Source organism: Nonomuraea sp. NPDC052129, from assembly GCF_040680095.1.
Taxonomy (GTDB): Bacteria; Actinomycetota; Actinomycetes; order Streptosporangiales; family Streptosporangiaceae; genus Nonomuraea.
This window is the reverse complement of sequence record NZ_JBFAVX010000004.1, coordinates 300,094-321,618: the sequence shown is the minus strand read 5'-3', so window position 1 is coordinate 321,618 and position 21,525 is coordinate 300,094. Positions and strand designations below refer to the sequence as shown.

The window sequence follows — 21,525 nt, the reverse complement described above, 5'->3', positions numbered from 1 at the left end:
CCCCAAAGAGGGCGAAAAATGGGAGAGGGAAAGCCCCGCGCGCGGCGCGTCAACCAAGCGTTGGTTGGTAAAGCTTGAGAAAATAACTACTTGTGACGGCGCTTCTCGAATCGGTACTAGGTCGGCTGCCCGGCGTCTCAAGTGATGACGACGAGACGCGCCGGCCGCTGCCCGTGTCCGGGATGCTCGCCGCCGCCATCACGCTGGGCGTCGGCCTGGCCGTACTCACCACGTTGACCCTGGTCGGGTGGATCGCCGCGCCGCGCGGCGCGCTGGGCGCGGGGCTGCCGGGCGTGTTCCGTACGGCGGCGCAGGTGTGGCTGGCCGCCCACCACGCCGGGTTCGCGATCCCCGGTGGCAAGGTGGGGCTGCTCCCGCTCGGCCTGACGATCCTGCCCGCCGTGCTGCTCTACCGCGCCGGGCGGTGGATGGCGCGCGACGCCGACCTGCGGCTGCGGCTGCCCGCGCGGCTGCCCAAGAACAGCCCGCGCGAGCAGGCCAGCGCGCGCCGCCGGGCTCAGCTCGTACTGGTCGCGCAGGCCGGGGTCTCCCTGGCCGCCCCCTACGCCCTGCTCGCCGGGCTCATCGCGCTCGTCGCCCGTAACGACATCACCCAGCCGTTCATCGGCGAGGCGCTGGTCAGCCACTTCGTGCTGGCATTCTTCGCGGGGGCGCTGGCCACGGCGCGGACGATCGGCCCGTGGCGGGCGATGCTGCGCCTGCTGCCCGAGCGGGTGCGGGCCCTGACCGTCGGCACGGCCGTCGCCACGGCGGTGCTGCTCGTCGCCGGGCTCGCCCTCGTGCTGACGGCCCTGATCGTGAACTTCGGCCAGGTACGCGAGCTGTCCAACGTGCTCTCACCCGGGTTCGTGGGCGGCGTGCTGCTCCTGCTGGTCCAGGCCCTCTACCTGCTCAACACCGTCATCTGGGCGGCCTCCTACATCGCCGGTCCGGGCTTCGCCGTCGGCGCCGACACGCTGGTCGCGCCCACGGGCGTGCAGCTGGGCACGGTGCCGAGCCTGCCGCTGCTCGGCGCGCTGCCCGAGAGCGGTCCCGTGCCCGGCTGGACGATGGCGGTGATCGCGCTGCCGTTCGCCGCCGGGACCGTGGCCGGGATCGTGGTGGCCAGGATGGCGCCGTCGCCGTCGTACGAGGCCGCACCGCTGTGGGGGTTCTTCACCGGGATCACCACCGGGCTGGTCGCCGCGCTGCTCGCCGCGCTGTCCGGCGGCCCCATCGGCGGCGGGCGGCTGGCCACGGTCGGGCCGTCGCCGTGGGAGGTGGCGCTGTCGGTGGGCCTGGAGGTGGGCGTCGCCGCCGGCATCTCCGCGGGCGTGGCCAACGTACTCCTGCTCAACCGGCGGGCCCGCGCCCCGCTCGACAAGGCCGCCGTACCAGTACGCAAGGCGGGCGCCGCGATCGCCCGGGCGGCGAGCAAGGTCGGCCTGGCCGCGGCCGACGCCCGGCCCCTGCCCGGCCACTGGATGGACGCCACCGAGGCCGACACCCAGGCCATTCCGGTGATCCGGGACGACTGGCAGGACGAGCACGCCTCGGCCGCGGCGGAGACGCTGGCCCAGGCCCTGCCGCTCCTGCCGGAGCGGGACCGCCCACCGCGTACGGACATCGTCGATGAGTCGGACGATCGTGGCGGCCATGTCATCTACGTCGATCCCTACGCCTGGGATCGCGACTAAAGGGCCTGTTCTGTACTGGTGTCCGCCGGCCGACGGAGCCGCAGGGCCGCGACTATCAGCAGGGCCACTGCGCCTGCGGTGAGGATGGCGTTGCTGGCCAGGTCTTCCGCCAGGCTGGTCGGTTGGGTGAGCGGCACCGTCGGGGTGATGTTCCGCTGGGGGAAGGAGTGCCAGGCGTAGGTCAGCATGGCGCCGCCGGCGAGCGCCAGCCGGTGGGCCTGCGACCAGCCGGCGCGGTGTGACCAGCGGACCACCACGGTGGCAACGGTGACGAACAGGGTCAGATAGCTGACCACGCTGAGCCACGCCGGGAGGGGGATCGCCTCCGCCAGCCAGGGCGTGAAGCCGGTGGGGTCGACCGCGTACAGCAGCACGAAGACCGCTCCGGCGACCATGGCGAGAGCACCGGCGACCCACGGGCTGGGGGCGCGACCGGGCAGCAGGGTGACATCGGTGGTGCGCCTGGGGAGGCGGATGCCGACGACGATGATCGCGGCGATGACGACTCCGGCGCCGATGAGCTGGACCGCGGAGGCATGGCGGCCGAAGACGGCCTGGGCGACGCCGCTGCCCAGGGCGACGACCGCATACAGCACGCCTGCGACGGTGAGGCCGATCTTGCCCAGCCATGGCGTGGTGCGCCGCGAGCCGGCGAGGGTCTCCGCGACCGCGATCGGGGCGCTGATGCTGAAGACCGTGTGCACGCCGACCATGAACAGCGTCCATGGTCCGGCCAGGCCGAGCTCGGGGATGAAGCCGTATTCGAGGGTGTGTGCGCCGACCACCCAGTTCGAGTCCCACAGCGTCTGGGTGACGAAGGCCTCCTCGAGCATGCCGTAGGCCAGCGCGAGGGTCATCATCGTGGGCCAGCCGCGTCCGGTACGGCGGGCGAACTCACGGATGAGGAGGGCGCCGCCGCCGTACAGGGGGCCCAGGCCGAGCAGGTTTTGGACGTGGGTGATCGGTGCGTTGCCCATCAGGTACTCGGCGCTCAGTGGCGCCAGGAAGAACAGCCCGATGGCGGGCGCCAGGCGAGGAGGTAACGCTCTTTGGCTCATGGCTCCTGAATATCACCACTCAGCGCAAAAATACAAGCGTGTAAATTTCTTCTAGTGTAAGATTGCAGCTATGGAGGAGACGCTGCGCGAACGCAAGAAGCGACAGACCAGGCACCTGCTCATCCGTACGGCGATTCGGCTGTTCACCGAGCAGGGCTACGAACAGACCACCGGCGCACAGATCGCCGCCGCGGCGGACGTGGCCACCAAGACGTTCTTCAACTACTTCCCGAGCAAGGAGCACGTGCTGTTCGCCGACGTCGAGCGGTTCTACGGGCTGGCGCTGGAGGTGATCGCCGACCGCGCCCCGGACGACACGCTGCAGCAAGTGCTGCGCAGGACCTACGACCAAGCCATCGCCCACTACCTCACCCAGGGGCCGTGGACCGGGGACCCGGAGCTGAAGGATCTCTACCAGAGGCTGCTCGCGACGGTGCCCGCCGTACAGGCGAAGGCCCTTCACATGATGTTCGACGCGCAGCGCCGGATCGCCGCCGCGTTGTTGACCGCATTCCCCGACAGGCTGGACCCCATCAGTGCCGCGGCGGCGACCGGCGCGTTCATGGGTGCGGTGCAGGCGGCCGGGATGGCCAGCCTGGAGATGTACGGCGAGGCGGAGCAGGAGTATCTGGCGTCAACCGGACGGGCCGTGAACATCGCGATGCGCGGCCTGGAATCGCTGTGATGGGGTCGGGGTCCCCGGGGAGGGATATCCTCTCCGGCTAGGGCTGCACCGCGCCCAGGAGTTCGAGTACGTCCGGCGGGAGCTTCTTCTGGGCCGCGTCCCTGAACTGGGTGAAGCACTCGCCCTGCGACGAGACGGTGCCCGCGCCCTTCATGCAGTTTTGGTAGGCGGAGTATTCGTCCATCAGATAGAGCTGCATCGCCGTGGCCAAGGCCGACAGCGTGAGGGCGACCGAGGAGACGGCGATGCCGCCCACGGCCATGCCCGGCGGCTTGCCCGCGCTCTTCAGTTGGGGCAGCGCGCGAATGCCCGCCATCAGCGCGAACACCGCCATGACCAGCCCCGCCAGCGGCAGCATGAACGTCATGGCCAGTGCCGCGATGGCCAACCAGATGGCTCGGCGGCCCGCGGAATCTGCGGGCTGCTGACCCGCCGGTGCCTGCACAGGTGTCGACACCTGACCTCCTCTGCGTCGCCGGACGAAGAGCGGATACGCTTGCAACCCCACCCCGGTTTTCTCATTGGAGTGCGCGTGTCAAAGGCTGGGCGGCTCGTCGTCCTCGTCTCCGGCTCTGGAACAAACCTACAGGCCCTGCTGGACGCTTCGGCCGACCCGTCCTACGGCGCCCGCGTGGTGGCTGTCGGTGCGGACAGAGACGGCATCGAGGGACTGGCTCGGGCGTCGCGGGCTGACGTCCCTACTTTCGTCGAAAAACTGGGTGATTACGAGAAGCGGTCGGAGTGGAATATCGCGCTCGCCGACCGGATCGCTTCCTACGAGCCCGATCTGGTGGTGTCGGCGGGCTTCATGAAGATCATCGGCGCCCCGACGCTCGACGCGTTCCCGGTGCTCAATACCCATCCCGCGCTGCTGCCCTCCTTCCCGGGTGCGCACGGGGTGCGTGACGCGCTCGCTCACGGGGTCAAGGTGACGGGCTGCACGGTCATGCTGGCCGATTCCGGCGTCGACAGCGGGCCGATCGTCGCCCAGGAGGCCGTGAGCGTACTGCCGGGTGACGACGAGGCGGTCCTGCACGAGCGCATCAAGACCGTCGAGCGCCGCCTGCTCGTCGAGATCGTCGGCCGGATGGTCCGTGAGGGCTGGACGGTCAGTGGACGGACTGTCCGCATCGGTAACCAACCAGGACGGACCGTCCGCATCGGTAACCAATCAGAAGGGGAATCGAAGTGACTCGCATCGCCATCCGGCGCGCGCTGATCGCGGTGTACGACAAGTCCGGGCTGGAGGAGCTGGCCAGGGCTCTGGACGGTGCGGGGGTGGAGATCGTGTCAACGGGCGGCACCGCGGCCGCCATCGCCTCCTACGGCATCCCCGTCACTAAGGTCGAGCAGCTGACCGGGTTCCCCGAGTGCCTCGACGGCCGGGTCAAGACGCTCCACCCGCGCGTACACGCCGGGCTGCTGGCCGACCTCACCAAGCCGCACCACGTGGCCCAGCTCGACGAGCTGGAGATCGACCCGTTCCAGCTGGTGGTGGTCAACCTCTACCCGTTCGAGCAGACGGTCGCCTCCGGCGCGTCCGACGAGGAGTGCGTCGAGCAGATCGACATCGGCGGGCCCGCGATGATCCGCGGCGCCGCCAAGAACCACAGCACCTGCGCTGTCGTGGTCGACCCGCGCTTCTACGGCGACGTGGTGGCCGCGCTCGGCGAGGGCGGCTTCACGCTGACCGAACGCCGGCGGCTGGCGGGCATCGCCTACGCCCACACGGCCTCCTATGACGTGGCCGTGGCGTCCTGGTTCGCCGGCGCCTACCGGGTCGACGACGACTGGCCCTCGTTCATGGGCGCCACCTGGAAGCGCAAGTCGACCCTGCGCTACGGCGAGAACCCGCACCAGTCCGCCGCCCTCTACAGCGGCGGCCTCGACGGCCTGGCCAACGCCGAGCAGGTGCACGGCAAGGAGATGTCCTACAACAACTACCTCGACGCCGACGCGGCCTGGCGGGCGGCCTGGGACTTCGTCGAGCCCTGCGTCGCGATCATCAAGCACCAGAACCCGTGTGGCATCGCCATCGGCTCCGACGTCGCCGACGCGCACCGCAAGGCGCACGCCTGTGACCCGGTCTCGGCGTACGGGGGCGTCATCGCGGTCAACGGGGCCGTCACGGCCGAGCTGGCCCGGCAGATCGCCGAGGTGTTCACCGAGGTCGTCGTGGCGCCGTCCTACGAGCCCGAGGCGCTGGCCGTACTGACGCAGAAGAAGAACGTCCGCCTGCTGATCTGTCCCTCGGGCCCGGCCAACCCCGCCGAGTTCCGCCGGATCGACGGCGGCCTGCTCGTTCAGCAGACCGACCGGGTCGACGCGCCCGGCGACGCGCCGGAGCACTGGCAGCTCAAGGCGGGCGAGCCGGTCTCCGAGGAGATGCTGGCCGATCTGGCGTTCGCGTGGCGGGCCTGCCGCTCGGTCAAGTCCAACGCCATCCTGCTGGCGTCCGGCGGGGCGACCGTGGGCGTCGGGATGGGGCAGGTCAACCGGGTCGACTCGTGCCGCCTGGCGGTGACCCGCGCCGACACGCGGGCCAAGGGGTCGGTGGCGGCCTCGGACGCGTTCTTCCCGTTCCCCGACGGGCTGGAGGTGCTGATCGAGGCGGGCGTCAAGGCCGTCGTGGAGCCCGGCGGATCCGTCCGCGACCAGCTGGTCATCGAGGCGGCCGAGAAGGCGGGCGTGGCGCTCTACTTCACGGGGACGCGCCACTTCTTCCACTGACGGTCCGACGCACTATTTCCACTCGTTGTCCTGGGCAAAAGGGCGGTATGAACCCGCCCTTTTGCGCACAAGCATAAGTAATGTCCGGTTACGCTGTGGGCCTTGCCGCTCGTCCGTTCTCCGGGAGTACTCCTTATGGCGCCGCTCGACTCGGTTCTGTATGCCTTCGTGACCATGAACGGGATCGCCACCAGCCCGGTCATGTTGGTGGTGCTCGCCTTCCTCGGCGCCTACCTCGGGGCGCGCGTCGTGGAGGTCATCCCGTTCACCCGCCGCATCATCGAGCGGCGCGCGGCCCAGACCGCCGAGCACGAGTAGCCCCGCCCGGCCGCCTGAGCGTCTCAGGCGGCCGTACCTGAACATCTCAGGCGGCTGTACGGGACTGGCTCCAGGCGAGTTTCGCGGCTCCGGCGAGTCCGGCCCGTACCCCCAGCGTGGTCGGCTCCACCTTCACCGCCCTGACGAACGCCAGCCCGGCCACGTCGTCCAGCGCCCGCGCCAACGGGTCGAACAGGACCGGTCCCGCCGCTGAGACGCCGCCGCCGATGACCACCTTGGTGAGCTCGACCGCTGCCGCGGTCGAGGCGATCATGCCGGCGAGTGCCCTGGCACCCCGTTCGAACGCCGCCACCGCCACCGGATCCCCACCCGCCGCGTCCCGCGCCAGCGCCCGCGCGTCGGCCGCGCCGTTCTGCCCACTGGCCGTGCTGTTCTGCGCGCCGGCCGTGCCGTCCAGCGCGTGGGCCGGGTCGTCCAGCCCGTCAGGGCGGCCCGGGGTCCAGCCGTTGGCCAGTGCCCAGCGGGCCAGGTTCGGGCCGCTGGAGTAGTGCTCGACACAGCCGCGCCCGCCGCATTCGCAGCGCTCGCCGTACGGGTCGATGGTCATGTGACCGACATGTCCGGCGTTTCCGTTGGGGCCCAGAAGCGGGACGCCGTCGATCACCAGGCCGCCGCCGATCCCGGTCGACACCACGATCCCGAGCAGCGAAGAACTCCCGCGCCCCGCCCCCAGCCAGTGCTCCCCGAGCGCCATGCACTGCGCGTCACCGGCCAGCATGGTCGGCAGGCCGGTCAGCGCGCGGACCTCGTCACGCAGCGGGAAGCCGCGCCAACTCGGCATGTTGACGGGGCTGACGGTCCCGGCGGCCAGGTCCAGCGGCCCGGCGCAGCCGATCCCGACCGCCTCCGGCGCCGGACCGTCCCCGGTCACCTCCTCGATCAGCGCCGCCAGAGCGACCATGACGTCCGTACGCGGCGTGGGCCGGGTCGCGGAACGCAGCATGGAACCCGTCTCGTCCACCAGCGCGGCGGCGAGCTTGGTTCCCCCGATGTCGATGGCGAGTACGCGGGCCATCAGTGTTTGTGGTGGTTGTCGGGCTGGCGGGGATCGCCAGGATGTTCCAGTCCGGGCACGAGTTCGACCTTGGCGGCCCGCGACTCGTCGAGCCACCGCGCGAACATCCGCCGCCGTGCGGCCTCCCGCTGTGAGACCGCACCGGGGGAGGGGGCTGGGGTGGGCGCCGGTTGGGCCACCGCCACGTGCCAGCCCAGGGCGTCCTCGACCGGACCGACGACCATCCCATACGGCCGGCTCGGGATGGCGTCGGCGATCGCCGCAGGCAGGGAGCCCAGCGTCACCGGTCCCAGCGGTTCCAGATCGTCGGCCGTGGCGGCGGCCGCTTCGGCATGGTCGGCGAACACCCGATGGCGTACGACATGCCAGGCCACCTCCTGTGCCGTCTCCGGTGCCGTCCCGTCCGCCGTCGCCTGTGGCGCGCCCTGCGCCGTCGTCGGCGACCGCCACTCCGGTGGCACCTCGACCGTGGCCGTCAGGTGCTCGAACAGCGCGCGGACCCACGGGCTCCCGTTGTACGCGGAGGCGTTGATCGACCCCAGCTCCACGGCGGCCAGCGGGTCGAGCCGCCCGACCTCCACCGGCGACAGCCCGCGGGCCGTGGCCTCGTCCTCGCACAGCGCCTCGGTGAGGATCACCTGCGTCAGCCACCTGGCCAACTGCCGGTCCTCGGAGCTGCCCGGCAGCGGCAGCGCCGCGCTGAGCGGGCTGTCGCGCAGCTCGCGGACCCGCCGGTCCAGCGGCTCACGGGAGATCGGCCGCCCGCCGACCCAGCCGATCACCGCGCCCACGCCAGGCGCGGTGGCCGCCCCGGTCGCGGCGGGCCGCTCCCGTACAGGAACGCCTGCCCCGGTCGCGGCGGGCCGTTCCAGCATGGGACCGCCTGCCCCGGTCGCGGGGGGCCGTTCCAGTACGGGACCGCCCGCCGTATCGGTGAGAGCGTGGTTCATCGGGAGACCTCCAAGCGGACGGCGGGGGCGTACTGGCAGCGGCCGTACCACATGACCTTGGCCAGTGCCCAGAAGTGCCCGGCCGCCATGTCGTACGGCACCTCCACGGGGAACGACACGTCGACAGTCTCGCCCGGCGCCACGGTGAAGCCCTGGATGACCGTGGGCAGGAGCTCCCACGAGCCCCAGGGGGCCGCGAGCTGGGACTCGCCGCGGATCTCGTCGGAGGTGGTGTTCGCCAGCCGTACAACCAGAGACGTGCGGTCGCCGGGGCGGAGGGAGAGCGACTCCGTGACGGCGGTGACGGACAGGCCGGTCGCGCGGCCCTCGGTGGCCTGGGTCCCGTTGAACGCGTCGCGCATGTTCGGGACGGCGCCCTCGACGGGCAGCTCGGGCACCTCGCCCAGCGCGATGGTGGCGACGTCCTCCACCAGCTGGTCGCCTACCGAGGTGCGGGCGGAGACGAAGTACAGGCCCTGGCCGGGGGCGGGTGTGACGGTGACGGGGAAGCGGAGGTGGCCGCCGGCTTCGAGGCGGAAGGCGCGCTGGGCGGGCGTGGCGCTCCAGCCGTCCGGGACACGGATGTCCACCACGCCCTCGTGCGGCGCGTCGACGAGATGAGACGACACCACGACCGTCACCTCGACGGCCCCCTGTGAGGCCGCGACGGGTGTGACGAGACCGGGCGTGACGGCGATCGACACCGGGAGGTAGCCGAGTGGCGCGGGCCCCTTGTTGTGCAGCCAGTAGCGGCTGTAGACGGGCTGGGCCTGCTCGGCGGTGGCGCCCAGGTCGGGGCGCGCGGGCCGCGGCGGGGCGGGGGCGAGGTAGGTGGCGACCTCGGCCCCGGCCAGGTCGAGCGTGGTCACCGGGTCGCCGGGCCGCTCCAGCAGGTCGGCGTGGATGAGGCCACCGAGGTCCAGTACCGGCGACTCGATCGCGGCCCGCGAACCGAGCCCGGTCGACTCCACGAGCCGGATGGTGACGCCGTCGGTGGGCGCCAGGGCGCTGGTGGAGGACAGGCCGTCAGTGGGGGACAAGCCGTGGGCGTGCGGGTTGCCGGTGGCCTTGATGGTGCCGAGCAGGACGTCCCTGGCGGGCTCCACCCGCAGGAGGGAGTGCACCTGGGGCAACGTGCCGTCAGCGGCCGGTGCGACCTCCCGCGCCAGCATCGGCGTGATGAACTCCTGTCCCGCCGCCGGCAGCCGCAACGCCCGCCAGTCGCCGTCCCCGCCGGCCAGCGCGTACGAGAACTCGTGCGTCCAGTGCTGCACCTGGAACCCCGCCCCATCAGGCCCGGTACGCCGAGGCGGATCCAGCCAGACCCCCGACGGCCACCCGGTACAGGACCGCATGAGCGACAGATGCAACGCCCCAGCGGAATCCACCGCGAACCCCGGCAACCCGTACGTGAGCAGCGCAACCGTACGAGACTCCAGCACCTCCTCGCCCACCGGGCAAACGGCGGAGATCACGGCATCCGCCAGATCCGCGACCAGCGCCTCCACCGGCCCGGCGACGATGAGCGCGGGCAGCGCGCGTACGTCACGCAGGTCGGCGCTGGGCTGCCACACCTCGGCCAGCGGCCGTTCGGCGGGTACCCAGACCAGCGGCGCCCCGGACTTGAGCGCGTCGAGGAAGGCCGGGTCGCTGCGGTCGAGTAGTTCGGCGGCCAGCGGGTTGGTGTCCGGGCCGCCCAGGATGATGCGTACGTCCGGCAGGTTCGAGTCGACGTCCAGCCAGCCGTACCGGGAGCCGGAGGCGGACGAGGTCGTGGCGGTCACACCCGCGCGGGCCAGGGCCACCACCAGCGAACGGGCCCCGGGCGCGTCCTCCAGAGTGGGCACCACCACCTCGGCGACCCCCAGCGCCCGCGCGCCCGCCTCGCCCAGGTCCACCCTGGCCGTGGCGGACAGCCCGAACCAGGTGTTGGCCGGGTTGTCGAGCGTCCACGGGTGCTCGGCGGTGTCGACCTCGGGCTGCGCGAACCCGCGCCCCACCACGGCGCCCGCCACGTCGGATACCGGCAGCGCGCCCGCCACCTGAGCCGGGAAGCGGACCCGGAGCAGCCGGTCGGCGCCGGTGTAGTCGAGCACGCGGGTGGTGAACTCGACCCGGTCCGAACCGGTCCACAGCGTGATGATCTGCTCATAGGACACCTCGCCCACCTGGCCGGTGATGGTCAGGCGCTGTCCGAGGGGACTCTGCGAGGCGTGTACGGCCACTGCGGCGGTCTCGCCGGAGCCGGTGGCGTGACCGGTCGGCAGCAGGTGCCACGGCCCTTCGCCCATGTCCGGGTGTGTCGGATATTCGTCGTACAGCCGCAGCTCGTTCCCGAGCCCCGACAGCAGCTCGCGGCCCGAGGCGCGGTCGAACACCGACTCCAGACCGCCGCCGCGCGCCGGATCGGCGACGACGCGCCACCGGTCATTCGAGATGGCGGTCCCGGGCAGCGGCTGCCAGGTGTCGGCCGGCCCCTCGACGATCCGGTACGTCCGCCAGCCCATCGACGGCACGTCCTTGGCCAGGAAGACCAGCGTGCCGTCCTCCTCGATAGCCGGGACATCAATCGCCGAAAGCTCGCCTTCCACCCGCTCACCCGGCGCGAGACGTACCCGCACCAGGCCGTCACGCGCGAACGGCAGCGTGTTGGTGACCACGACGCTGCGGCCGTCGAGCGAGATCTGGCCGAGCAGCGCGTCCAGCGCGCGGTCACGGGCGTCGGCGGCCAGATCGTGCGCCTCGCGCCAGCCCGTCAGCAGGTCGATGTAGACCTGGTCCGACTCGGAGCCGGTGATCCCGTCGTGATGCGCGCCGTACGCCAGCTGCCGCCACACCTTGTCCAGCGCGGTGTGCGGGTAGCCGCCCAGCCCCAGCAGCGACGCGAACGCCGACAGCCGCTCGGCGTCGAGCGCCGCCACCTCGGCCGCGCGCTGGGCCTGCTTGGTGTCGATGTACGAGACGTCTTTGCCGGTATAGATGGGGTTCATATCCCGTGTCTGCGGGCTAAAAGCCGATATTTCCCCGCGCACCGCGTCGAGGAAGTCCCGTGGCGTGCCGCAGACGAACCGGGGCCAGACGTACCGGGCCGCCCAGGTCCGGTGGATGTCGGTCACCCACTTGTTCGGCGGGGTGTAGTCGGTGCCGACGGGCAGCAGGATGTTCCGGGTCGCGGCCACCGGCTTCAGCGAGCGGTAGAGCTCGTACGTCGCCCGCGTCGCCTCCTCCAGCGACGGCGAGGAGTCCATCCACCAGCCCGCCGAGTAGTGGGCGGGCATGTAGTGCGTCAGCACGCCCTGTCCCGACGGCGAGATCCACTCGAACTCGCTCGGAAACTGCATCAGGGAGGCGTCGTTCTTGGCCTCCCTGAAGTTCTTGCTGATCGGCCCCCACTGGTGGAACGGCCCCCGGGCCCACGCGCTGCCGGTCAGCCCGGCCGCCGCCAGGTAGCCGGGGAACTGCGGGTCGTGCCCGAACACGTCGAGCTGCCAGGCCGTACGCGGGTCGCCGCCGAGGATGTCGCGCTGGTAGCCGATGCCGTACACGATGTTGCGGATGGTGCTCTCGGCGCCGGTCAGGTTCGTGTTCGGCTCGTTGTACGTCCCGCCGAGAAGCTCCACCCGGCCCTCGTCGAGCAGCGCGCGCAGGTCGGCCCGGCGCTCGGGGTGGGTGTCGAAGAACGGCTTGAGATAGTCGACCTCGGCCAGCACGAACCGGTAGTCGGGATCGCGCAACGCCAGCTCGATATGCGCCTCGACCAGCGCGAACGCGTTGTGCTCCCACAGCGGCCGGGTCGTGGAGTCGACCGAGAGCAGCTCCCAGGGGCTGGTGTAGGCGGCCTGCGTGTTCCACCAGACGGGGTCGTAGTGGAAGTGCGACACCATGTACATCGTCCAGCCCGGCTCCTCGGCCGTGACCTCGACGTCGAGCGCCGCGTCGCCGAAGGTGACGGTGCAGGGCACCACGCTCCCGTACGGCACGCTGACCTCCAGCGGCACCTCGACGGTGACCGGGCCCACTCCCGGCGGCACGCTCACGGGCGCCGCGCAGGACACCCCGGGTCCGCGAACGTCGAGCGGCGTCTCCTGCCCATCCGGCTCCAGCGTGACCTTGAGCACCTGGTACGGACGCTCCGCCGTGCCGACGAACAGGTCGGTCGACTCTGCGGACAGCAAGTGAGCAGGCAAGACGACTCCTTAGTGGGCACATAGGCGGTGACGTCACCATATGCCCTTCCAAGATCCATGACAACGATGTCATCACCGCTCCCAGCGAACTCGTGGAAGGATTGCGAGACATGAGCGCAGTGAAACTCGACGGCAAGGCGACCGCGGCCAGGATCAAGGCCGACCTCACGACGCGGGTGACCGCGCTCAGGGAGCGTGGCATCACCCCCGGTCTCGGCACCGTGCTGGTCGGCGACGACCCCGGCAGCCAGATCTATGTGGCGGGCAAGCACCGCGACTGTGCCGAGGTAGGCATCGCCTCCATCCGCGTGGACCTCCCGGCCGACGCCACCCAGGCCGAGGTCGAGGCGGCCATCGACGAGCTCAACGCCTCGCCGGAGTGCACCGGCTACATCGTCCAGCTCCCGCTGCCCCGCCACCTCGACACGATGGCGCTGCTGGAGCGCATGGACCCGGCCAAGGACGCCGACGGCCTGCACCCGGTCAACCTGGGCCGCCTGGTCCACATGGTCGACGCGCCGCTGCCCTGCACGCCGCACGGCATCGTGCTGCTCCTCCAGGAGTACGGCGTGCCGATCAAGGGCGCCGAGGTGGCCGTGGTCGGACGCGGCATCACGGTGGGTCGCTCGCTCGGCCTGCTGCTGACCCGGCGCAGCGAGAACGCCACGGTCACCCTCTGCCACACCGGCACCCGCGACCTGGCCGCGCACGTCCGCCACGCCGACATCGTGGTGGCCGCCGCCGGGGTGCCCGGCCTCATCACCCCGGCCATGGTCAAGCCGGGCGCGGCCGTGCTCGACGTGGGCGTCTCGCGAGTGGACGGCAAGATCGCCGGCGACGTGGCGGCCGAGGTGGCGGAGGTGGCGGGCTTCCTGACCCCCAATCCCGGCGGTGTCGGCCCGATGACCCGCGCCCTCCTGCTCTCCAACGTGGTCGAGGCAGCCGAACGCGCCTGACCTCGTCGGCAGGCCGGGCGTACTTCTTACGGCTGGAAGCTTCTTATGGCTGGAAGTCGGGGTCCACGGCGACGGTCACCTCAAGCAGCAGGGGCTCCTCGCGGTCTACGAGCGTGGGCATCACCTCATCGAGCACCGCGGCGAGCTCCTCCGCCGTGTCCACCCGCTTGGCCGCGCAGCCCAGAGACCGGGCCATCCCGCCCATGCTGACCTCGGTGAACGCGGGCCACGGTGCCTTGCCGCCCGCCTTGTCGGCCAGCCGGTCCATGATCGCGTACCGACCGTTGGCGAGGACCACGAACAGCGCGCCCACCCGGTAGTGGGTCGCGCTCCACAGCGCGTGCACCCCGTACAGCGCCGACCCGTCGCCCACCACCGCGACCACCGGCCGGTCGGGCAGCGACATCCGCAGGCCGACCGCCGCGGGCACGCCGAACCCCAGCCCGCCCATGGCGGCCGACACGAAGCCGAGCGGGTTACGGGCCGGGACCAGCCGGTGCAGGTCCGGACGTGACGACGGCGTCTCCTCGACGAGCACCGCATCGGCGGGCAGTCGCCTGGCGAGCTGGTGCAGGACGTGCGCGGCTCGCAGAATCTCCCCTTCCGAGGGCAACTCGGGCCCATCGGGCGCGGGCCGCAGCGGAGCGGGCCTGGCGGGCACGAGTACGGCCAGCCGCTCACAGACGGCAGCCGGGGCGGCGAGATAGGCCAGGTCGGCCGGACTGCGGTGCGCCTCGGCCGGGTCATCGGTGACGAGCGCGACAGTGGTACCTGGCTCGACCAGCGGACCGGTGTCGAACGGGTACTGACGGAAGACCGGGGCACCCACGGCGAGCACCACGTCGTGCGCCGCCAGCGCCGCGCGCAGGCGGCCGCGATCGGCGGGCAGCACCCCGGCGTACTGCGGATGGTCCTGCGGAAAGCCCGCCATGGCGCCGAACGACTCCTGCCAGACCGGACACCCCAACCGCTCGGCAAGCGCCACCACCGCCGCCCACCCCGCCCCCCGAACACCTGAGCCCGCAAGGGCGAGGCTCTCGTCGGACCGCCCCGAGGCGACCGCGCCCGCGTCCCCACCGGAGGGCCCCGAGGCGACCGCGCCCTCACCAGACGGCCCCGAAGCGACCCCACCCATGTTCACGCCCACGCCGGCGCCCGCGACGATCGCCGGGGAGCGGGCGTCGGACAGCAGCGCGGCCAGGGGTACGAGCGATTCGTCCGACACGGCGGCCGGCCGCAGCAGCCGCGTCGGCGCCGCGATCGTCTCGTCCTTGAACGGCGCCGCCCAGTCGTCCAAGGGCACCACCACCAGCGCGGGCCCCCGGAACGTGACCGCCTCGTGGAAGGCCCGCGCCACGGCCCCTGGCACGTCCTGTGCCCGCACCGGTTGGTCGACCCACACCGGATAGTCCCCGGCCAGCCCCGCCAGCCGTCCGGCCAGGAACGGCTCCAAGGCCAGATGGCGACGATCCTGCTGCCCGACCAGGATCACCAGCGGCACCCGATTGGCTCGCGCGGTGGCGATCGCGCCGACCGCGTTGCCCAAACCCGCCGCGGTGTGCAGCACGGCCAGCGCCGGCGCCCCGTGCCCGATCGCCCACCCGGTGGCCATGCCGACCACCGACCCCTCATGCAGGGCCAGCACGAACCGCAGGTCGTCGGGCAGCCCGGTCAGCAGCGCGACCTCGGTCGAGCCCGGATTGCAGAAGATCGTGGTCAGCCCGAACCGCCGCAGCACCTCGAACGTGGCCTCTCGAACTGTGCTCACCGCGCTCACCGTGCCCGCCTGGGTCCGCTCACCGTGTGTCTCACAGCGTCCGGCCGAGCCTGCTTCCCGGCCCATGATCACCGTGAGTGACGACGATAGCACGATCACCCGTTATCCCAGGTAGACCGTCGTTCTCGTCTCCCCGGAGGGGGCGTCCCTGCCTGGGGACCCCAGCCACGACAGACCCGTCTTCCTCTCCCCCGAAAGGGGTATCCCTCTCCGAGGACCCCAACCACCACGGACCGTCACAAGGATCGAGACGGTCGTGTGACGGACCCCGGGGGATCATTACCGGCGCCGGTAGCGGTCCGTGGCCTCCTTCGTGGCGCGGATCGCGGCGTCGGCCGTGTCGTACGTCCGCTGCGCCAGCCCGACGAAGATGCAGTCGACGATCAGGAGCTGGCTGATCCGGCTGGCCAGCGCCCCAGGCCGGAACGCGGTCTCCCGACCCGCCGACACCAGCGTGTAGTCGGCCAGCCCGGCCAGCGACGACCGCGGATTGTTGGTGATCGCGACCACCAGCGCCCCCGCCTCCGCGGCCGTGCGGGCCGGGTCCAGTACGTCCGGCGTCTCGCCGCCGCAGCTGATCGCCACCACCACGTCGCCCGCCCGCAGCAGGGCCGCACTGGTCAGCGCCAGGTGGGCGTCGCTGAAGGGGTGGCTGGACAGGCCGATCCGCAGCAGCTTCTGGGACATGTCGGCCGCCACGAGCCCGGAGGCCGCCACGCCGTACACGTCCACCCGCCGGGCCCTCGCGATGGCCGTGACGACTTCCCCGAGCGGCTCGGGGTCGAGTTGGGCCGCCGTGTCGGCCAGCGCTTCCGACTCGGCCCTCGCCACCTTGGCGATGACGTCGGTGAGCGGGTCGTCGGGGCCGAGGTCGCCGGGCACCAGCCGCTCGGGCTCCTTTGCCACGGCGGCGGCCAGGGCGAAGCGCATCTGCGAGTAGCCGGCGAAACCGAGCGCCCTGGCAGTGCGTACGATCGTCGCCTCGCTCGTCCCGGACACCCCGCTGAACTCGGTGATCGTGCTCCGAACGACCACGCCGGGGTCGGCGAGGATGATGCGCGCGATAGCCTGGGCGGCCGGCGTCAGAGACGGCAGCACCGCACGGACGGCGGCCACGGGGTTGGCCGGCTCGTTCATCCGCCCGCCCAGCCCGTTGATAGCCAGCCCGCCCACGCCGTCAACAGCCAGGCCGTCAATGACCAGGCCGCCAATGGCCAGCCCGTCGATAGACGGAGACGCCCGGTCACCGGGTCAGCCATTCGGCCGCCGCCTGCGCCGAGACGCGCGAGATGCCGTGCGTGACCAGATGCGCGGCCCCGTCGGGCGTGCCAGGAATGCCGGTGTCCACGACGATCACCTCCGGCCGCACCTGTACGGCCCGCGCCACCGTCTCCCGTACCCACGGATAACGGGCGGCGTCGTGCACCACGAGGACGACCGGCCGGTCGTCGAACGGCGGCAGCTCACCCTCCGGCTCCATCTGGATCCGCGTGGTCCCCGGCAACAGCGTGCTGAGCGCCGCCGTGATGCCGGTCGGCGTCGAGGGGTCCACCGCCTTGTTGAAGCGCGTGTTGACCTCCACGACCAGCGGCGGCCGGGTCAAGGTGGCCGTCCCCGTCACGGTCAGCGCGGCCCTGGCGGCCTCCAGGCCCGCGCCCTCGTCGACGTCGGCGCGGGCCTTGTCGCGCAGCGCCGACTGCCGGGCGTACCAGTCGGACAGCGCGAGGACCCGGGCGGCGGCCTCAGCCAGGCGCTCCTCCGGGAGCACGCCCGCATGAACGGCGGCCACGATCGCGTCGCGGATGTCGAGCAGGCTCCGCTCGGTCGACAGGCCCACGCAGATGGCGTCGACGCCCGCGCCGAGCGCGCGGACCGCGATCTCCCCTGGGTCGAACATCGCGGCCACCGCCCGCATCTCGATCGCGTCGGTGACCAGCATCCCGTCGAAGCCGAGCTCGCCCCTGAGGAGCTCGGTCATGACGGTATGGCTGAGCGTCGCGGGCATCGCCGAGTCCAGGGCGGGGACGAGCAGATGGCCCGACATGACCGAGCGCACCCCGGCCGCGATCGCGGCTCTGAACGGCGGCAGGTCGCGCTCGTCGATCAGCTCGCGCGAGGCGTGTACGGTCGGCAGCGCCAGGTGCGAGTCCGTGACCGTGTCACCGTGGCCGGGGAAGTGCTTGGCGCAGGCGGCGACCCCGGCGCCTTGCACCCCGTTGACGTAGGCCACGGTGTGGCGGGAGACCAGGTCGGCGGTCGGACCGAACGAGCGGACACCGATCACCGGGTTGGCGGGGTTGGCGTTGACGTCGGCGGACGGCGCGTAGTTGAGCGTGATGTCGGCTTCGGCGAGCATCCGGCCGATCTGGCGGCCCACGCGCTCCGTCAGGGCCACGTCGTCCACCACGCCGAGCGCCCGGTTGCCCGGGAAGGAACTGCCGGAGGTGACCTCCAGACGGGTGACCGCCCCGCCCTCCTCGTCGATCGCGACGACGGCGCCCGGGTTCTCGGCGCGAAACCGCTGGACGAGCTGCTGCCCGGGGTTGTTGCGGGCGAACAGCACCAGGCCGCCGAGTCCTTCGCCGAGCGCCCTGAGCAACCAGTCGGGAGCCGACGTGCCTTCATAGCCTGGCTGGAGCACTGTCATCGCTAGTCGGTACAGGTCAGGGGACATGCGGCATTTTCCTTCACGATTGTTGAATTGAAGGTAATTTTCTGTCATCGTCGCCCTCGACACAACCACTTCCGAGAGGCCAAACCCCCCATGCCCAGCCGAAGGACGTTACTGAAGGGCCTCGCCCTCGCCGCTGCCGCCTCCGTCGTACCGCTTCCCGCCTTCGCCGCAGACTACGTCCCGCCGTTGCGTCAGATGCGCGGCATGTGGATCGCCTCCGTGGTCAACATCAACTGGCCGTCCAAGACCGGGCTGACCGTCGAGCAGCAGAAGGCCGAATACCTCGCCTGGCTGGACCTGGCCGTACAGCGCAAGCTGAACTCCGTCTTCGTGCAGATCAGGCCGACCGCCGACGCGTTCTGGCCGTCGCCGTTCGAACCGTGGTCGCAATGGCTGACCGGCACCCAGGGGCAGGACCCCGGCTACGACCCGCTGGGCTTCATCGTCGAGGAGACGCACAAGCGCGGGCTGGCCTTCCACGCCTGGTTCAACCCGTACCGGGTCTCGATGCAGGCCGACCCGGCCAAGCTGGACCCCGACCACCCGGGACGCAAGCACCCCGACTGGATCCTGCCGTTCGGCGGCAAGCTCTACTACAACCCCGGCATGCCCGAGGTGCGGAAGTTCTGCCAGGACGCGATCATGGACGCGGTCACCCGGTACGACATCGACGGCCTGCACTTCGACGACTACTTCTACCCGACGAACACCACGGCCTTCGACGACAGCGCCGCCTTCGCCCAGCACGGAGCCGGCTTCCCGGACCTGGCCACCTGGCGACGCAACAACGTCGACCTCATGGTCTCGGAGATGCAGCAGCGCGTGCGCGCGGTCAAGCCGGAGATCGCCTGGGGCATCAGCCCGTCGGGCATCTGGCGCAACAAGGCCAGCGACCCGCTCGGCTCCGACACCAGCGGCGGTCAGTCGTACGACAGCCTGCACGCCGACACCAGGGGCTGGGTGAAGAAGGGCTGGCTCGACTACATCGCACCCCAGCTCTACTGGTACATCGGGCAGCCCCCGGCCGACTACGCCAAGCTCGTCCCGTGGTGGTCCGACGTGGCGAACGGCACCGGCACGCTGCTCTGGATCGGCCAGGCCGCCTACAAGGCGGGCGACCCCGCCCAGACCGCGCCCGAATGGCAGAACCCGGCCGAGCTGTCCAAGCACCTGACCCTCAACCGGGACAATCCCCCGGTCAGCGGTGACATCTGGTACAACGCCAACGACCTGCGGGCCGACCGGATCGGCTCGATCAGCACGGCCGTGAACGACCACTACACCCGGCCCGCCCTGGCCCCGGTGCTGACCAGGCTGGCGGGTGGCGAGGCGCCGCACCGGCCGGTGCTGGCGTACGCGCTGCGGAAGCACGGCGGGGTGGAGGTACGCGCGGTCGCGACGGATCGGCACGAGCCCTTCCAGTTCGCCATCTTCCGGTTCCCCGGCAAGGCCGCGTCCGGTGCGTTCGCCGACGCCCGCAACCTGGTCGCGGTGCTGCCGGGCGACCGGCAGGTGCACTGGGTGGACCCGGAGGGCAAGCGTGGGGATCACTACTACGTGGTCGCCGTCGACCGGGCCAACCGGACCAGCAAGCCGAGCAACGGGTTCCGGGTCCTCTAGCCAGAAGGAGTGCGATGCGGGTTCTCGGTCTTATCTCGGGCACGTCCCACGATGGGATAGACAGTGCGGTCGTGGACTGGTCGCTGGACGGCGGTGTGCTGACCGGCACGCTGGTCCACACCGGCGAGCGGCCGTACGAGCCGGGCCTGAGAGCCCGTATCGTGGCCGCGCTGCCGCCCAACAAGATCGACCTGGGCGAGGTGTGCGCCCTGGACACGCTCATCGGCCAGGCGTTCGCCGAGGCGGCGGCCGAGGGGCCGGCGGCCGACCTGATCTGCTCCCACGGGCAGACGCTCTTCCACTGGGTGGAGGGCGGCCGGGTGCTCGGCACCCTGCAGCTGGGCCAGCCGGCCTGGATCGCCGAGCGCACCGGGCTGCCCGTGGTGTCGGACGTGCGGGTGCGCGACGTGGCCGCCGGCGGGCAGGGGGCGCCGCTCGTCTCCTACCTCGACCTGCTGCTCATGGCCGGGCTGCCGGGGCGTACCGGGGCGCTGAATCTGGGCGGGATCGCCAACCTGACCGTGCGGGAGCCGGCCATCGCCTACGACACCGGGCCCGCGTGCGCGCTCGTCGACGCCGCCGCGCCCCCGTACGACAAGGACGGGGTGCTCGGTGCGGCCGGGACGGTCGACGCGGCGCTGCTGGCGGAGCTGCTCGCCGAGCCGTACTACGCGAAGGAGCCGCCGAAATCCACCGGTAAAGAGCTCTTTACGCCCGGGTACGTCAAGGCGGACCTCCCGCAGGCCGACCTCGTCGCCACGCTGACGGCGCTCACCGCGGAGACCGTGGCGGCCGAGATCCGGCGGCATGGGCTCGACACCGTGATCGTCTCCGGCGGCGGTGTGCGCAATCCCACACTCATGGGCATGCTGCGCGCACGCGTGCCGGACACGCGGCTCGTGACCAGCGACGAGCTCGGCGTGCCCACCGACGCGAAGGAGGCGATCGCCTTCTCGTTGTTCGGCTGGCTCACCGCGCACGGTCTGCCGTCGACCGTGCCCAGTTGCACGGGCGCCTCAGGGGCGCGCGTTCTGGGCACGGTGACGCCGGGCTCCGGTCCGCTCGCGCTGCCGGAACCCCTCGCCGTGGCGCCGGTCGCGATCCGTTTCCTCTAGTGGGCCGCGCTCAGCGGCCCACCACAGGTAGCGGGGTCTGCACCTATGAAGCCCTGCGTCCGGCCGCCGTCGGTTGCTGTTGCTCGGCCGACGTCCCCGACCGCTGCGGTGGCACCACAGGAGTCGGGCGCACCAGGCCCAGCGCGACGACCTCGTTGGCCAGCCGTGTGCGCCGGTTGGTGCCCTCGGGAATCCGGAACTTCTGGTACAGCCGCAGCAGGTGTTGCTTGACCGCGGCTTCGGTCACGACCAGGTCGTCGGCGATCTCACGTGCGGTCGCCGGGGCGACGAACGCCTCATCCGACAGCGCCGGCCTGCAGAGCGAGGTCAGCACATCGACCTCGCGCCTGGTCAGCTCGGGCGCAGCGGCCCTGCGCAGTTCGACCTCGGGGGTGAAGTCCTCACGGGGGACTCCGCCGATGCGACCGCGCGCCGCGCCGAAGGAGACGACGTCGCCGTCGTCCAGCACCCTCCGGGCGATCGGCCTGCCGTTCACCCGTGTGCCGTTGCGGGACAGGCCCAGATCAACGACGTACAGGTAGGGTCCTCGCCTGACGAACTCGGCATGGAGTCGAGACACACTCGGGTCGGTCAGCCGGATGTCCGCGCCCCGGCCCCTCCCCACCGTCGTGATCTCGGGGCGCAACGGGACCACCTCGCCGGTGTCCTCGATGCGTATGAACGGCCCCTCCACGGCAGTTCCTCCCCAGGTAGCCCGCCGT

Annotated in this window: 17 protein-coding genes; 8 read left to right on the top strand and 9 right to left on the bottom strand. The window is 71.5% G+C overall.

The genetic code is table 11. The features are described 5' to 3' along the window. The first annotated feature begins 92 nt into the window (after nt 1-92). Nucleotides 93-1,697, top strand: a complete 1,605-nt coding sequence (locus tag AB0L53_RS12775) for a DUF6350 family protein (protein ID WP_363993049.1) — start codon at nt 93-95, stop codon at nt 1,695-1,697. On the opposite strand, the gene AB0L53_RS12770 is transcribed toward AB0L53_RS12775, so the two are convergent. After that, nucleotides 1,694-2,755, bottom strand: coding sequence for a hypothetical protein (locus tag AB0L53_RS12770; RefSeq protein ID WP_363993048.1), 1,062 nt, complete (start codon nt 2,753-2,755; stop codon nt 1,694-1,696). The genes AB0L53_RS12775 and AB0L53_RS12770 overlap by 4 nt on opposite strands. A gap of 70 nt (nt 2,756-2,825) precedes the next feature. Here AB0L53_RS12770 and AB0L53_RS12765 point away from each other — a divergent pair, with 70 nt between their 5' ends. Beyond that, nucleotides 2,826-3,440: a TetR family transcriptional regulator gene (locus tag AB0L53_RS12765; RefSeq protein ID WP_363993047.1), complete on the top strand. Its 615-nt coding sequence runs from the start codon at nt 2,826-2,828 to the stop codon at nt 3,438-3,440. Between the two features lie 37 nt (nt 3,441-3,477). Here the strand turns inward: AB0L53_RS12765 and AB0L53_RS12760 are convergent, their stop codons facing one another. Further along, nucleotides 3,478-3,897, bottom strand: coding sequence for a hypothetical protein (locus AB0L53_RS12760; RefSeq protein WP_363993046.1), 420 nt, complete (start codon nt 3,895-3,897; stop codon nt 3,478-3,480). A 39-nt stretch (nt 3,898-3,936) separates the two neighbouring features. Between AB0L53_RS12760 and purN the strand changes: the two genes are divergently transcribed. The 3 genes from purN to AB0L53_RS12745 all read left to right on the top strand — a co-directional run bounded on the left by purN (nt 3,937) and on the right by AB0L53_RS12745 (nt 6,488). Next, the gene (gene purN / locus AB0L53_RS12755; RefSeq protein ID WP_363993045.1) at nt 3,937-4,632 is read left to right on the top strand and encodes a phosphoribosylglycinamide formyltransferase; all 696 of its coding nucleotides are present in this window, start codon (nt 3,937-3,939) and stop codon (nt 4,630-4,632) included. Next, nucleotides 4,629-6,170, top strand: a complete 1,542-nt coding sequence (gene purH / locus AB0L53_RS12750; protein WP_363993044.1) for a bifunctional phosphoribosylaminoimidazolecarboxamide formyltransferase/IMP cyclohydrolase — start codon at nt 4,629-4,631, stop codon at nt 6,168-6,170. The genes purN and purH overlap by 4 nt, the downstream gene beginning before the upstream one ends. Before the next feature lie 135 nt (nt 6,171-6,305). Next, nucleotides 6,306-6,488, top strand: coding sequence for a hypothetical protein (locus AB0L53_RS12745; RefSeq protein ID WP_363993043.1), 183 nt, complete (start codon nt 6,306-6,308; stop codon nt 6,486-6,488). A gap of 46 nt (nt 6,489-6,534) precedes the next feature. Here AB0L53_RS12745 and AB0L53_RS12740 read toward each other — a convergent pair whose 3' ends face one another. Genes AB0L53_RS12740 through AB0L53_RS12730 form a run of 3 tightly spaced genes read right to left on the bottom strand, consistent with a single transcriptional unit; the run spans nt 6,535 to nt 12,661 of the window. Next, nucleotides 6,535-7,524, bottom strand: coding sequence for an ROK family protein (locus AB0L53_RS12740; RefSeq protein ID WP_363993042.1), 990 nt, complete (start codon nt 7,522-7,524; stop codon nt 6,535-6,537). Further along, a complete protein-coding gene (locus AB0L53_RS12735; protein WP_363993041.1) occupies nt 7,524-8,474 on the bottom strand; it encodes a hypothetical protein in 951 nt (316 codons plus the stop codon). Before AB0L53_RS12735 ends, AB0L53_RS12740 begins: the two co-directional genes overlap by 1 nt. Continuing rightward, the gene (locus AB0L53_RS12730; RefSeq protein WP_363993040.1) at nt 8,471-12,661 is read right to left on the bottom strand and encodes a glycoside hydrolase family 38 C-terminal domain-containing protein; all 4,191 of its coding nucleotides are present in this window, start codon (nt 12,659-12,661) and stop codon (nt 8,471-8,473) included. Before AB0L53_RS12730 ends, AB0L53_RS12735 begins: the two co-directional genes overlap by 4 nt. A gap of 110 nt (nt 12,662-12,771) precedes the next feature. On the opposite strand from AB0L53_RS12730, the gene AB0L53_RS12725 reads away from it, so the two are divergent. After that, nucleotides 12,772-13,617 (top strand): bifunctional methylenetetrahydrofolate dehydrogenase/methenyltetrahydrofolate cyclohydrolase, encoded by an 846-nt coding sequence (locus tag AB0L53_RS12725; protein WP_357948558.1) that lies wholly within the window; start codon nt 12,772-12,774, stop codon nt 13,615-13,617. 43 nt (nt 13,618-13,660) lie between these two features. On the opposite strand, the gene AB0L53_RS12720 is transcribed toward AB0L53_RS12725, so the two are convergent. From AB0L53_RS12720 to AB0L53_RS12710, 3 genes are all read right to left on the bottom strand, one after another. Beyond that, nucleotides 13,661-15,394, bottom strand: coding sequence for a thiamine pyrophosphate-dependent enzyme (locus tag AB0L53_RS12720; protein WP_363993205.1), 1,734 nt, complete (start codon nt 15,392-15,394; stop codon nt 13,661-13,663). Between the two features lie 279 nt (nt 15,395-15,673). Next, nucleotides 15,674-16,567: a MurR/RpiR family transcriptional regulator gene (locus AB0L53_RS12715; RefSeq protein WP_363993039.1), complete on the bottom strand. Its 894-nt coding sequence runs from the start codon at nt 16,565-16,567 to the stop codon at nt 15,674-15,676. A 70-nt stretch (nt 16,568-16,637) separates the two neighbouring features. Further along, complete coding sequence (locus AB0L53_RS12710; RefSeq protein WP_363993038.1) at nt 16,638-18,041, bottom strand: glycoside hydrolase family 3 N-terminal domain-containing protein; 1,404 nt, start codon at nt 18,039-18,041, stop codon at nt 16,638-16,640. Nucleotides 18,042-18,158: 117 nt separating this feature from the next. Between AB0L53_RS12710 and AB0L53_RS12705 the strand changes: the two genes are divergently transcribed. Together AB0L53_RS12705 and AB0L53_RS12700 are read left to right on the top strand one after the other, a co-directional pair. Beyond that, a complete protein-coding gene (locus AB0L53_RS12705) occupies nt 18,159-19,688 on the top strand; it encodes a family 10 glycosylhydrolase (RefSeq protein WP_363993037.1) in 1,530 nt (509 codons plus the stop codon). Between the two features lie 14 nt (nt 19,689-19,702). Then, on the top strand, nt 19,703-20,803 hold the full coding sequence (locus AB0L53_RS12700) for an anhydro-N-acetylmuramic acid kinase (protein ID WP_363993036.1): 1,101 nt from the start codon (nt 19,703-19,705) through the stop codon (nt 20,801-20,803). Between the two features lie 43 nt (nt 20,804-20,846). Here the strand turns inward: AB0L53_RS12700 and AB0L53_RS12695 are convergent, their stop codons facing one another. After that, nucleotides 20,847-21,497, bottom strand: coding sequence for an FHA domain-containing protein (locus AB0L53_RS12695; RefSeq protein WP_219531308.1), 651 nt, complete (start codon nt 21,495-21,497; stop codon nt 20,847-20,849). Nucleotides 21,498-21,525 lie beyond the last annotated feature (28 nt).

What these genes read in the sequence shown, in the direction of transcription:
- AB0L53_RS12765 (WP_363993047.1), top strand. Translation starts at nt 2,826, where the DNA reads ATGGAGGAGACGCTGCGCGAACGCAAGAAGCGACAGACCAGGCACCTG.
- AB0L53_RS12700 (WP_363993036.1), top strand. Translation starts at nt 19,703, where the DNA reads ATGCGGGTTCTCGGTCTTATCTCGGGCACGTCCCACGATGGGATAGAC.
- AB0L53_RS12740 (WP_363993042.1), bottom strand. Translation starts at nt 7,524, where the DNA reads ATGGCCCGCGTACTCGCCATCGACATCGGGGGAACCAAGCTCGCCGCC.
- AB0L53_RS12710 (WP_363993038.1), bottom strand. Translation starts at nt 18,041, where the DNA reads ATGACAGTGCTCCAGCCAGGCTATGAAGGCACGTCGGCTCCCGACTGG.
- AB0L53_RS12745 (WP_363993043.1), top strand. Translation starts at nt 6,306, where the DNA reads ATGGCGCCGCTCGACTCGGTTCTGTATGCCTTCGTGACCATGAACGGG.
- AB0L53_RS12735 (WP_363993041.1), bottom strand. Translation starts at nt 8,474, where the DNA reads ATGAACCACGCTCTCACCGATACGGCGGGCGGTCCCGTACTGGAACGG.
- AB0L53_RS12705 (WP_363993037.1), top strand. Translation starts at nt 18,159, where the DNA reads ATGCCCAGCCGAAGGACGTTACTGAAGGGCCTCGCCCTCGCCGCTGCC.
- AB0L53_RS12770 (WP_363993048.1), bottom strand. Translation starts at nt 2,755, where the DNA reads ATGAGCCAAAGAGCGTTACCTCCTCGCCTGGCGCCCGCCATCGGGCTG.
- AB0L53_RS12725 (WP_357948558.1), top strand. Translation starts at nt 12,772, where the DNA reads ATGAGCGCAGTGAAACTCGACGGCAAGGCGACCGCGGCCAGGATCAAG.